This is a genomic window from Pseudomonas duriflava, from assembly GCF_007830155.1.
Classification (GTDB): Bacteria; Pseudomonadota; Gammaproteobacteria; order Pseudomonadales; family Pseudomonadaceae; genus Chryseomonas; species Chryseomonas duriflava.
Genome location: NZ_VLKY01000007.1, coordinates 1 through 13268, shown reverse-complemented (window position 1 = coordinate 13268; position 13268 = coordinate 1). Strand labels below are relative to the sequence as shown.

Genomic DNA, 13268 nt, shown 5'->3' with positions numbered 1-13268 from the left:
AACGCACTTCAAGCTCTTTTTAAGGATTGTCATCGTACCTTAATAGTGTCATTTTCCTTTGGCAAAAAATTTTGGTTTTCAATTTTAAAAAATAGCTTTTATTAAAATTATTATAATCAATAAGTTACTAGATTATTTTGATTTTTGATATTAAAAAGCCATTGTTGACAGGTGTCTGATTAATTATTTAACTGGTATGACGACATACCAATGAAGCGTGTTTCAGGATCTTTGATCAAAACAAAACGTTTCCTGCGAATGTCCTCCCATTTCAGGTCTTAACAAAAACAAAAAAGGACTGACCATGCCATTTCGAGCCGACTTTACGTCCTGGCTGCGGCATACCGCTCATACAGTCGCCTCTATATGCAGGCTGACCTATTCAGGTAGTGGCCTCTTACTGCTTAAGGCTGCTGATATCCGGCCTGTTTTTCCTTACCTATCCGTTAAGACAATAGTCGGTCGAAGTGCAGCTCACGCTAGTAAGACGTTTCTTTGCAGACACCCTCCGGTGAGCGGTGTCTCCTGTCTTTGCTCCCTACCACACTACCTTTCTCGACGAATACCGATATGGCCTGAATCGCTTCATGGCGCGTCTGGCTAAACACCGTATTCGAACGTGCACTCATCCTTAGCGGGCTGAAGCGTCGATTCAGCCTAATTCCAATGTCAAACAAAAGGATGTATGACCTATGCGGATAAAACACTCCGTTTTAACGGCCGCCCTGTTGCTGTCAAGTGCAGGTCTTGTACAGGGGGGCACGCTATTGAAAGGCGTAGCCATGGCCGACGAGCCCTTGGCGCATGCCAAGGTTACAGTGGTAGATAAGTGGGGCAATAAAAAGGTCGTCAAGACTGATGCCAAGGGAGGATGGCGTCTCGATGCCTCGAATCTGCAGCCCCCGTTGTTGCTATCGGCTATCGACCTGTCACCACGTGACGGCGTCGTTACTGAGAACTGCCTCTATAACGATCAGCCACGTACACGCTGTATGGCGTCGGTTGTCACTACGCTGAACAGGGGCGGTAATAACACCGTTAACATCACACCGCTTACGGATCGTATCGTTTCCGAGATTGCTCAACGGCTCGGTTATGTAGGCCCGCAGCAGTGGGTAGAGAGTGGAAACGCTGCGCAAATGAGCGAGGATTTGCTTACGGAGCCACTAGCCGCCATGCGTGCCGGGTTCAAGCAGGCGCTAACTCAGGCCGGAGTTGCTAATGTACAACGCTACAACCCTATGACTTCGCCCCTAAAAGCGGACGGGAAAGGTGTGGCGGCGGTATTAAAGGTTATTAACCATAATCGGGGGTATCACAACGATACGGGAGAAGCGAGCGGTACGGTCCTGACCGACATCCGGTTTCGTCCTATCGTAGGGTTTAGCGACAGTGGCGCTGCCAGCTACAACAGCCCTTATGAGCCTTTCGATTACCTGCGTGCGCGCCGCGAGCTGGATGCCATTCTGAAGGCTCGAACACGCGTGCTGATCGTCAGTGACTCCACGGCTGCAACCTATGAGGTCAGCCGCTTGCCGCGCATGGGGTGGGGGCAAGTCTTTCAGGACTTTTTCCGTGAGGACAGCCGGGTCGAAATACTCAATGGTGCACGTGCTGGACGTTCCAGCCGGGATTTCTATAACGAGGGCTGGTACGAGCAGATGGCCCGGTTCATGAAGCCAGGTGACTATGTAATCATCGCTCACAGCCATAACGATGAGAACTGCAACAGTGCGAAGGCGGTACGTGGTGCGGCTGATGTAAAGAACCTGTGTACGTACCCGAACGACAGGAACGGTAACAAGCAGTATCCCGAAGGGCAGCCGTACATGTCCTTTCAGAATTCGTTGGAGCGCTATATCACACTGGCCCGCCAACATGGTGCTCGCCCGATCATCATGACGGCCACCACACGTGTCATGACGGCCAACCGTAAGTATGCGTTTGAGAATGGGGATACCACGCCGGTAGGCAGCACGCATTACACTCAGCAGAACAGCGAAAACGGCTATGCCTACGTTGGAGACTATTCCGCTACGGTGCGCAAGACTGCGGCCGATAATCGCGTGCCTTTCATCGATCTGGAGCGGCTGACGATCGATTTTGCCAACCAGCATCGTGACGACTGGAAAAGCTACTGGCTGGCGGTAGACCCTAACGACCCCCGTTACCCGTATTACAAGACTCAAACGGCTGGCACGCTGGACAATCCCGATCGCACGCATTTCCAGCAAAAAGGGGCAGAAGCTGTAGCAAGAATGGTTGCAGATGCTATTACTGAACAGCCAGGGTTAGTCGATCTGGCAGCCCATCTAAAATAATAAGGAACAAGAAAATGCATAGGCCTATCCCTTTGCGTGGCGCCTCGCTCCTGGTAGCTATTTCTCTACTTGCGGTGTGCCATAGCGCCTTCAGTGCCGACTATCAAGCTATTGTATCTAAGCAAGCACGACAGGATGGCTTTCGTACCATCAACGAGGCGCTCAAGGCTGCCCCGGCGGATGATTCTCCGTATGTCATCTACGTGGAAAAGGGTGTGTACGAAGAGCGCCTGAACATTACTCGGCCCAACATCACTTTGCTCGGTGAGCAGCGTGACGGGACGATTATCTCGGCGGGGGTATACGCCGGCATGCTTGATGAGCAGGGGCAGAAAATAGGAACGTCAGGTAGTCGTACGGTTCTGGTAAACGCGCCGGACTTCACAGCTCGAAACCTGACCATTCGCAACAGCTTCGATTATCCGGCCAACGCGGAAAAGCTGGATACCGATCCTACGAAGGTTAAGGATACGCAGGCCGTGGCGTTACTTCTGGACAGTAAAAGCGACCGCGCGCGCTTCCATCAGGTCCGGTTGGAAGGCTATCAGGACACCTTTTATACCAAGGCCGGTAGCCGAAGTTATTTCACCGACTGCGAGGTGAGCGGTCATGTGGATTTCATCTTTGGCTCCGGTGTCAGCGTATTCGACCACTGCGACATCATCGCCCGGCGTCGTACGGACATCGCTCCGCCTCATGGTTACCTGACTGCACCGAGTACCGACATCAACTCGCCGTATGGCCTGGTCTTTCTGCACAGTCGCTTGCTCAAAGAGATGGGCGTACCGGCACGAAGCTTTGCTCTGGGGAGGCCCTGGCATCCCACGACAACATTTGATGATGGGCGCTATGCCGATCCAAATGCCATAGGGCAGTCAGTTTTTATCAAGTCTTACATCGATGACCATATTTATGGCTGGGACAAGATGTCCGGCAAGGATAAGGACGGCAACACAATCTGGTTTTATCCTCAGGACTCCCGGTTCTATGAGGGGCGCAATTATGGTCCAGGGGCTGCCCTCTGGGATGTACAGCGGCGTCAACTCTCGGCAGATCAGCTAAGGGACTTTACCGTGGCTGCCATTTTTCCTGACTGGAAGCCACATAAATATCCACGCTCGGTCAATGGGAAAGGCCAATAGTCCTAAAAGTCGGTAGAGGCGTGCTGGGTCGGCCTCTCGAGGTCCTGACCCGGCGTGCTCAAGCGCTGAGGCTTTTCAGTAACCTGTCATCTCCAGATATCCAATACCCGTTTCGCTGCCTTCAACACGTACCGGGCCTTCCCAATAGGGTGTGCCGACGGCCATCCAGGCGTGTGGGTTGAGGGCTGAAATTTCAACCTCGAGCCCGTGACGAAGAATAGCAAGAGACCAGCGTGTCGGCACGTTACGCTGGGCTACACGGGTTTCATGCAAGGGTTTGAGTATGATGTCTTGGCCGTGTAGGGGCTCGCTGTGGCCGTCGGGCTCGATCCAGTTGCCGCTTAAATAATCCGGCCCGTCGGCATGCCTCAAGCGGAACAGCATCAGCTGCCGGCCGTCCTGCAAGTGCAGGGAAAACCAATCCCAGCCATACTGATCGGCCGCCAGCGGCTGGCTGCTCCATTCGCGGTCCAGCCATGCGGTGCCACTAACCTCAACCTGTCGCCCGTTTATTTCAAGCTGACCTTTGGCTTGAAAAAAAGGCTGGCTGTAGTAATACGACGCCTGGCCGCGATCGGATTTGCGACTAAACCCGTTATCCCCCTGAAGGACCAGCGGACGATCAGTATACAAATCCAGACGATAAGCAAAGGCTTCGCCGCGCGCCTGCACATGGAGTACCGATTGAGCGTCTCCTTGCATGGACCAGTCATCAATCCACGCCTTGAAGGGCGCGGTTGTCACGCCGGCCTGACCTACGCCGCCCCGTCCCTGAGTCTGAGCTGCATAATGATCGGTGGCGGTAGTCAAAGCGGCATGGCCAAGCCATAGATTGCCGTTGTCCCAACCGGGCTGATCGGCGGCAGGACGCATGGCGCTACGGAATAACGTCCATTGCACACCATATGCATTGCCTTCGGCATCTTCGAGATTGGCGGTGAGGTACCACCACTCGATACGAAAGTCGGGGTGTGCACCGTGGTCGGCCGGAAACTGGAATAGCTTACCGGGAACGACCTGGGCAAAGTCTTCGCTGGCCTGCCCCAGCCCGGCGAAACCTTCGTCAGGGGGAGGGGAAGCGTCACAGCCTGCCAATAAAAGGGCGAGCCCAAGGCAGAAGGGTTTAGCGTTCATCACTCAGCACTCTTAGCAGGTCCACAGGACGACTGCGCCACAATGACCATAAGGGCCAGGCCGAGGCGAGCCAAGTCGCCAGCAGGGCAAGACCCGCCAGACGTATGAGCTGGCTGGGAAATACCTGTAGTGGCAAGCGCCAGCCAAAGGCTTGCACATTGATGACAGCTACAAGGCACCAAGCCAGCAAAATACCCAGCGGAATCGCAAATACTAACGTTAACAAGGTAAGCAGCCAGGTTTGGCCCAGGTTAAGTAACATCAACTGCCGTCGTGTCACACCCATGGCCCAGAGCGGAGCCAGTTGCCCCAGGCGGCTCTGGCTTTGTGTTAGCAGAGCGATGAACAGGGCAATACCCGCCACAATCAGTGTCAGGGTGTTGAGGGCGGTTGTGGCGCTGAACGTACGTTCGAAGACCTGGGTGGCCCATTCTTTGAGTCGCGCTTGATCAACGAGACGAGTGTCGTCCAGGGAAAAGTTGCGCTGCAGGGTGTGTTTGAGCGTTGCAACAGCCGTTGGGTCCATACGGACCGCATAGCGGCTGACAGGTAAGGCAGGCCAGTATTTTCGCATATCGGCGGCATTTACCAGAATATGCCCTCGCGGATTACCGTAGTCCGCGTATATGGCCACCACGCGAGCCTGCCAGATGCCTTCGGCGGTAGGCAGTTCAATCGTATGGCCGATGCCTACCTTCAAATGACGGGCCAGTTGTTCGCTGAGCATAAGGCTGCCTCCGGCAAACAAGGCATCCCAGGGATTACCGGCTTGCGCTTCAAGAAGAGGCCAATGCTGGCGATAGGTAGCGTCATCCTCCATGCCGGCCAGCGTCAACGGCCAGCCCTGAATTTCAGTTTCTAGCTCAAGGCCAGGCAATACACGTCTGACAGCGGGCTGGTTAGGCAGCCACTGCTGTAAAGCAACTGCCTGCTCGGGAGTTTGCGGCCGAATGTACAGCTCTGCTGACAGACGCTGGTCTAGCCAGGTGGTGAATGTCTGGCGGAACCCCTCGGTCATACTGCCAGCTCCGATGTTAGCGGCAAGCGCCAGCAGCAGCGCCATAAGCGCTAGGCTCATTCCTGGAAGTTGTTGACGGCAGTCAGCAAGAAACCAGGCGGTCAGCGGCGAATGCCCAGGGCGGGAGATCAGGCGTAGCAAGGTACTTAGCAACAAGGGTAAGCCAAGGGCGGAGGCCAGCAATAGACTGCCCATTAGGATAAATCCGCTAGTCAGGCTGTCGCCTACCCAGGCAGCCGTCAATGCAACTAGCGCGGCGATACCTGCCACCCAACCTTGACGGTGCAACCAGGCTCGATGCGCCTGATGCCAAGCCTCATGGTTGGCAAGGGCCAGTAGTGGTAATCGTGCGGCGCGCCAAAGGCTATTGGCTCCTGCCAGAAGGGCACCGATCAGGCTCAAGGCTAGGCTGCCCAGCCACCAGGTCGGGCTGAGTGTAAGCTGTCCCGCTACTTCGGCACCGTACAGTCCACGTAGGCTGGCTGCAACGTCAGGCAGCAACAGGCTTGCGAGAACATAGCCGCTGACTACGCCTGCAATTCCGCCCAATAGGGCTAAGGTACTGAGTTCGATTACCAGCGCAAGAAGCAGGTGTTTGACACTGACTCCACTGGCGCGCACGGTACGCAGCAAGGGACGGCGTTGCTCTAGCGCCAAGCCGATGGCTGCATGGACAATAAACAGGCCAACCGCAAAAGCGAGCAGGCCCAGCGCGGTCAGGTTGAGGTGAAAGCTTTCGGTCAGTCGCCCAGGGTCATTCTCATTGGATTGATGTTGCCATTGAAGACGCTCATTCCAGGGCGGGGGTAAATCGCCTTGTACGCTTGCCGGAAGGATCAGGCGAGAGATCTGGTGCGGCATGTCCAACAGGCGCTGAGCAACTCCAATATCGACCAATAGCAAGCCAGGTGCCATACGGTTTTTGCCTTGGAGTGGCGGAAGCTGTTGACCGTTAGCCAATAGCGGCTGGTCGCCGTTGTGCAGGTCTAGTTCACGTAGTGTTTCTTCAGCAATCCAGGTTTGATTGGGTGGGCTGATAAATGCGGTTAGGTCAGGTGCATCGGCCGGTTCGCCCGCCAGGAGCGAGCCAGCGGGCAGGCTCACAGGTTCAATTCCCATAACCTGAAGACGACGGTTCTGACGCTCGAGCACAACGCTGCCTTGTAAGACCGGCGAAACCGGCCAACCCAGGCGGCGAAGGGTACTAAAGCTTTCCTGTGGCAGTGGGCTGCCGTTACGGGCACTAAGCGTTGCCTGTGGAATGCCGCCAATCAGTTGGCTCGCACGTGCATAGCTTTCTCGTGCTTGGCCATTAAGTGCCAGCACTCCGGTCAAAAGAGCAGTCGCCAGCCAGAGCCCGGTAAACAGGCTGAAAAACTGTATTGGATGCTTGCGCCAATGACTGAGCAGGCTGCGCAGTGTCCAATAGAGAACCGTCATGGTTCAGAGACCACAGAAACCGGATCGATGCGACCCGCTTTAAGGACCACACGTTGCTGCAGTTGCGCCGCGACATGAGGGCTATGGGTCACCATCAATAAGGTACAACCACTTCGGCTCACCAGCTTCAGCAGCAAATTCAACACTTGGCCACTCGTGGTTTCATCCAGGTTGCCTGTAGGCTCATCGGCAAGTACCAGGGCTGGCTTGGAGGCTAATGCACGCCCCAGCGCCACACGCTGTTGCTGGCCGCCTGACAATTGCTCAGGGTAGCGCTGAAGCAGCTCTCCCAGCCCAAGTTGCTCGGCCAGTTGCTGTTGCCATACTGGATCATAACGACCGGCCAGGCGGGCTTGGAAGGCCAGATTGTCCGCAACCGTCAGGCTGCCAATCAGGTTGAACTGTTGAAAAATCAGGCCGATTTCACAACGTCGCCAGTCCGCCAATTGGCGCTCGCTCATCGTGTGCAAGGCTTTCCCTGCAATATTGATATGGCCGCGGTCAGGTGTATCCAGCCCGGCAATGAGGTGCAGTAGCGTGCTCTTGCCGCTGCCCGATTCGCCCATCAAGGCGAGGCTTCCGCCGCGCTCCAGATACAAGTCTATCCCGCGAAGTACAGGCAATGGGCCCTGAGGCGTGGGATAGTGTTTATGTAGATCTGTCACCTGAAGCATGGCAGGTCCTTGAACGACGATCGAGGTACGTAAGGAGCGATGAGCAGGATGAAAACCGCTCCGTCATTAAGACGGACCGCATAAGCGGCCCCATGATTCAGACAAGGCGCTGAAAGGAGCGGGACGACTCGGTAAGCGGGATAGAAAAATAACGTTGAGCCAAGCAGGAGCATGTGGTTTCTGCCGCTTTAAACTCTTCTAATACCAGCCCTATACAGTTATGAAGTAATCAATCCCTCTGAAAGAAGCATGCCCTTGTTATCAAGAGGGCATGCCGAGGGGCAAGAAGTTACTCGCCAGGCTGTTCACCGGTTGTTAGTCGGCGTGCCGCCTTCAAGGTGTTTTGCATGAGCATGGCAATAGTCATTGGGCCTACGCCGCCTGGGACAGGGGTAATTGCTGTAGAGAGCGGGGCTACAGTAGCGTAGTCCACATCACCGACCAGGCGTCCGCCATCAGGCGTTTCGACCCGGTTGATTCCCACGTCGATCACTATGGCGCCGGGCTTAATCCAATCTGCCTTGACCAGACCCGGCACGCCCACAGCCGCCACAACAATATCGGCTTGACGGCATACAGCAGCCGGATCGGCTGTGCGGCTGTGAACAAGGGTCACGGTGCAATCGTGTTGCAGCAGGAGGTTAGCCATAGGCTTGCCAACAATGTTAGAGCGGCCGATGACGACGGCATGCTTGCCGCGTAGGTCATTGCCTATCACGCTCTGTATCAGATGCAAGGCGCCCAGTGGCGTACAGGGGACAAGGGCTTCCTTCATCGCGCCGGTGGAAAGATGACCCACATTCACATAGTGGAAACCGTCCACATCCTTGAGTGGGTCGATCGCCTGGATAACCTTGTAGGCATTGATCTGCTCAGGCAGGGGCAGCTGCACAAGAATGCCGTGAATGGCCGGGTCGGCGTTGAGTTCAGTGATAAGCTCCAAAAGCCGGGCTTCGGATGCATCAGCTGGCAGATCGTACTGGCGGGACAGAAAACCGCACTCTTCGGCGCGGCGACTCTTGTTCCGCACGTAAACAGCACTAGCGGGATCGTTGCCAACCAGAACCACAGCCAGGCCTGGCGTAAGGCCCTCGGCCTCAACGGCAGCTTTTACATTTATAAGTACGGCCTGAGCCGCTGCCTTGCCATCGATAATATGAGGCGTGCTCGTAGGCGACGAGGGAAAAGCAGTATTCATTGAGTGGGTCCGGTATGTAATCGCGATATAGGCGGCCTTGGGTAGTGCCGCAGATGGCGGAATGGTCCATATCTAGAGCGCCTTGGTCAATGATTGCATTGGAAGCACTACTCTTCGATAGGGGTAGGATGCTGAACCAATCCGCTATAACATCCAGGATTGATTCATGTCTCGAAGCTATAGCCAACCCCATACACCGAGCGGATGAAGTCACGGTCGGGCTCGACCTGCTCCAGCTTGCGACGCAGGTTTTTCACATGGCTATCTACCGTACGATCTGTCACAACACGATGATCCTGATACAGGCTGTCCATAAGCTGGTCACGGGAAAACACCTGCCCCGGTCGCTCGCTCAGTACGGCTAGCAGCCGGAACTCGACGGGGGTCAGGTCCAGTGCAACGCCGTTCAAATGGGCCTGATAGCGGGTGGCGTCGATAACGAGCCCGCGTGGCGGCATAGCTGTAATAGTCCGGCGCAATACGGCCTTGGCCCGGGCAACCACCTCACGGGGGCTAAAGGGCTTACAGATATAGTCATCTGCGCCCAGCTCCAAACCCAGCAAGCGATCCACTTCTTCCACGCGGGCCGTGATCATGATAATGGGGACTTGGCTAATGGCGCGCAGCGCCTTGCACACCTCAATGCCGTCCTGGCCGGGAAGCATCAGGTCCAAGAGAATCAGACTCGGTAGGTGCCGTTTGCATTCAGGCAATACATCCAGCCCGTTATCTAGGACACGCGCTGTCCACCCAGCGGCTTTCATGTAGTCCACCAGCAGGGCGGCCAATTTAGGTTCATCTTCTACGATCAAAATATCTGGGCAGGAGGGCAGTGGGGCTTGCATGGGTTATTCAGTCATTCGAGGCGTTTGGGGAAAATATAGTGTTACGCAGAGACCACCTAGCTCCGACGGCGAGGACTGAATCGTGCCGCCATGCGCTTCTACGATGCCGCGGCAGATGGCAAGGCCTAGCCCTGCGCCGCCCGTTACACGGTTGCGCGACTGCTCGATACGATAAAACCGTTCGAACAGCCGGGGCAGTTGCTCCTCTGGTACGCCCGGCGATGAATCGGCAAAGCTGATAGTAATATTGCCAGGCATAAGCTTGACGCTGATTACAATGCGGCCTCCTGCATTGGTATAGTGACAGCTGTTTTCCAGCAAATTAGAAAATAGCTGTTGAAGCCTGCTCTCGTCGCCTGTGATCCAAAGGTCTTCCGATGGAAGATCAAGCGTCAGGGTAAGATCATGCTGCCTACAGCGCGCCTGAAACGTGTCGGTAACGCTTTGCAGAACGATATCAAGCCGTACCGGTTCTTTTCGATAGGCCTGAGCACCTACTTCGGCCAGTGATAAGGCAAAGATATCGTCGACGAGCTTGTTTAACGCACTGACTTCGGATTGCAGCGATCGGATGGCATCCAGACTCAAGGGTCGTACCCCATCCTCCAGAGCTTCGAGCTCGCCGCGTAGCACGGCGAGGGGCGTGCGCAGCTCATGGGAGATATCCGCCATGAAATGCCGACGCATGTTTTCATTGCTTTCCAGGGCATGTGCCATCCGGTTGAAATCCTGGGCCAGTTGGCCTATTTCATCCTTGGAATGTACCTTCACGCGAATCCCGTAGTCGCCGGTAGCCACTTGATGAGTAGCCTGAGCCATTTGCCTGACAGGACGTAGCAAGGTACGTGCGATACGCCAGGCGATAAGCCCCGAAAGCAACAGGCAAAGGCCAGCAATGACAAGACTGGAGCGGGCCTGATTGGTCTGGAAGCGCCGATCGCCAGTAGCGCTTACGTTTTGGAACGGCGTCATGGCCAACCAGCCCACCGTTTGATGATTAACACGTACGGGCCGTAAGGCCGCTCTGTCACGATCAAAACCGGTATAGCCTATAACTATCCGGTGCTGGGCATCGAGCAGAGTAAAACGCATGTGCGCGCCGGTCAGGTCGGAAGTGGACGGCTCGCCAGGACCTAAGGGTCTTTCCTCATCAGTCAGAAAGGCCGTAGACCCCAGAATCTTGAACCACTCGACACGGTCTTTTTTAATGAACGTCCAACTGCCATGTTCGGCATAGGCTCGCTCTACCGCAGGTAGCGTCGACTCCAAGCGGATTATGGCTTGCTCATTCAAAAAGCCAAGAAAACCATGCCGGAAACTCCAGTGCGCCGCGAAACCCATTCCAAGCACAACGAAAAGACATAAGGTCTGCACAACAAGGAAGACCTTGGTAGAAATACTAAGCTTCATAAGGAGAAAATGGCCGGTAAGGTAGGCCATTTAGTCGAGAAGATCGCAATGTTTCAAGCGCTGCGGTCGATCTTCATAGTATCTACACATTTAACCGCCACGCTTGCAGCCTCTGTTATCGATACGTTGGAGCGCAAGCGCTTATGCCATCTAACCGATCACTCAATCCTCTAGACTTCCTTGGTATGCCGGCTTTCATAGCGCTGGCATTGGTCATTCTGTGGTCCTATCTGCACGCGCATGAGAGGCCCCAGGCAGCGCAGCCCTTTAAAGCGACCCGCTTGCCCCAATTAGTAGGGCAGCTCTAATAGCCGATGTGACCCTAATGGGTCGCACACGTCTAGGGGCATCCTTATGCGATCCGGCGAAAACAGCGCCATTGAGCGTGCTCGAATGGGTAAACCAGGTTGCCATCTTTCCAAGTCGTCTTGCCGCACAGGTCAGGCGACTTTTCCAATAACTCTCCCTGTTTCTTGATCACCTTTTCTGAAACAACTCGCTTAGCTTAGCACTTAGTAAATCGCTTATATCTTCGGAAATAAGATCGCCTTCGAAAAATTCGCAGTGCTGCGACAGACCTGTCGAGGTATCCCATTTTTCTAACGTTTGGTTAATGGTCGAGTGACTGGAACCGCTTGTTAGGCAGCGGATCGAAGCGGGCTTCTTTGGATGTTGCCGTTGCCACACGGTGCTCGAACGCGGGCGTTTAAGCGAGCGGATAATGACTGATTCAACACCGCTGCATGCTTTTGGTCACCTGCTTGAAGAGCTGGGCGGGAAAAGACAGACGTGCCGATTAGCAGCACGGTGAATGCAGATTGAAAGAGGAGCGGGGACTGGGAAACAAACCTCCATGTCAGCATCCGATGGATGGCATGGTTGTGTGATTTTTAGGCTTGAATGAAATCTAAAATTTCCTTTATTAACCTACCAGGCTTCTCTTCAATGACGAGGTGGCCCGCATCATCAATGATACGAAGAGCTGACCCCGGAATCATATTGTGGAGCTCTTCCCCTCGCTCTAACGGTATCCAGTTATCTTCGCGTCCCCACAAAATCAAAGTAGGGGTAGTGATCGTATGATAAAGCCTTTGCGCCTCGTCGGTATATTTGGAGTCCGCTTGAGCCATTTGACGATAGAAAGCTGCCTTTCCTTGCCTGCTGATCCACGGCAGAACAATACCGTTCAGTGTAGTGTCATCAAGCGGCTTGAAAGCAGCCGTTTGCACATAAGCCCGGACCACTGCTTCATGAATATAGTCTGGCAACTCTGCAAATGCGGCTTCATGAGCGTTGACATGGCGAAAAAAAGGAGACCCCCATGGAGAGACAGCGACCGGATCAATCAGAATGATCTTTTTAAAGCGCCGACCATTGAGAAGGTGAGTTCTGAGAGCTGTAGCGCCACCGAAGTCATGACCAACAATAATAGGGTCATCCAGTTTCCAGTGGTTCAACAAACAATCCAGAACTTTATTCTGTATACCCAGCGAGACATCACCTTCATCTTTGCTCGACTGGCCGTAGCCTAGCAAGTCAAAAAAGTAGACGGTGTACTCTCTGGATAACTTCTGGATTAAATGACGTAGATTGAATGATGACCAAGGTGTTCCATGAACAAGAACCATTGGTGGACCCTCACCCAGCCGCCCATAACAAATATTCCGCCCTTTATAGTCATACGACTCAGGAAGTTCCCAGCTATTCATCAATCAGACTCCTTTTCTATATAGCGCCTGAGGTAAGCCAAACCGCGAAGCGGCGTCAGCTTGAGTGCTGTAATGGACTCTCCCTGCACCACATTTCTTCTATAACACAGTGGTGACTGTTCGCTGGGAGAGGTGCGATGAAATGCATAGCGGTTGATTTGGCCAAGTCCGTTTACCAGGTTGCCGAGAGTGTTCAGGTCGGTCGGGTGGATCGGCGCAAGCGGCTCGACTCCAGGGCATTTGCGCAATATGTACAGGAGCAGCTCGAGCCTGTCGAGTGGGTGATGGAAGCCTGTGGCACCGCTCACCATTGGGGCCGGTTGATGCAGGAGAAAGGACATCGTGTCGTGCTCTTACACCCTCGTTACGTGCGCCCG

General features: G+C 54.5%; 9 protein-coding genes and 1 pseudogene. 3 read left to right on the top strand and 7 right to left on the bottom strand.

The features are described from left to right. Nucleotides 1-692: 692 nt before the first annotated feature. Nucleotides 693-2321, top strand: coding sequence for an SGNH/GDSL hydrolase family protein (locus IQ22_RS11175; protein WP_145141763.1), 1629 nt, complete (start codon nt 693-695; stop codon nt 2319-2321). Between the two features lie 14 nt (nt 2322-2335). Then, nucleotides 2336-3463, top strand: a complete 1128-nt coding sequence (locus tag IQ22_RS11170; protein WP_145141761.1) for a pectinesterase family protein — start codon at nt 2336-2338, stop codon at nt 3461-3463. Between the two features lie 75 nt (nt 3464-3538). On the opposite strand, the gene IQ22_RS11165 is transcribed toward IQ22_RS11170, so the two are convergent. From IQ22_RS11165 to IQ22_RS11135, 7 genes are all read right to left on the bottom strand, one after another. Beyond that, complete coding sequence (locus IQ22_RS11165) at nt 3539-4597, bottom strand: lipocalin-like domain-containing protein (RefSeq protein ID WP_145141759.1); 1059 nt, start codon at nt 4595-4597, stop codon at nt 3539-3541. Then, nucleotides 4587-7055: an ABC transporter permease gene (locus tag IQ22_RS11160; protein ID WP_145141757.1), complete on the bottom strand. Its 2469-nt coding sequence runs from the start codon at nt 7053-7055 to the stop codon at nt 4587-4589. Before IQ22_RS11160 ends, IQ22_RS11165 begins: the two co-directional genes overlap by 11 nt. Next, complete coding sequence (locus IQ22_RS11155; protein ID WP_145141754.1) at nt 7052-7729, bottom strand: ABC transporter ATP-binding protein; 678 nt, start codon at nt 7727-7729, stop codon at nt 7052-7054. The genes IQ22_RS11160 and IQ22_RS11155 overlap by 4 nt, the downstream gene beginning before the upstream one ends. Before the next feature lie 289 nt (nt 7730-8018). Beyond that, nucleotides 8019-8927, bottom strand: coding sequence for a bifunctional methylenetetrahydrofolate dehydrogenase/methenyltetrahydrofolate cyclohydrolase FolD (gene folD, locus IQ22_RS11150; RefSeq protein WP_145141752.1), 909 nt, complete (start codon nt 8925-8927; stop codon nt 8019-8021). A 164-nt stretch (nt 8928-9091) separates the two neighbouring features. After that, a complete protein-coding gene (locus IQ22_RS11145; RefSeq protein WP_145141750.1) occupies nt 9092-9772 on the bottom strand; it encodes a response regulator in 681 nt (226 codons plus the stop codon). Nucleotides 9773-9775: 3 nt separating this feature from the next. Next, nucleotides 9776-11182, bottom strand: a complete 1407-nt coding sequence (locus IQ22_RS11140) for an ATP-binding protein (protein WP_145141748.1) — start codon at nt 11180-11182, stop codon at nt 9776-9778. Nucleotides 11183-12072: 890 nt separating this feature from the next. Then, nucleotides 12073-12891 carry an alpha/beta fold hydrolase gene (locus IQ22_RS11135; RefSeq protein ID WP_145141746.1) on the bottom strand — a complete coding sequence of 273 codons (819 nt, stop codon included), beginning with the start codon at nt 12889-12891 and terminating at the stop codon, nt 12073-12075. A gap of 137 nt (nt 12892-13028) precedes the next feature. Here IQ22_RS11135 and IQ22_RS11130 point away from each other — a divergent pair. Beyond that, nucleotides 13029-13268 (top strand): annotated as a pseudogene (locus tag IQ22_RS11130) (IS110 family transposase); the annotation flags it as partial.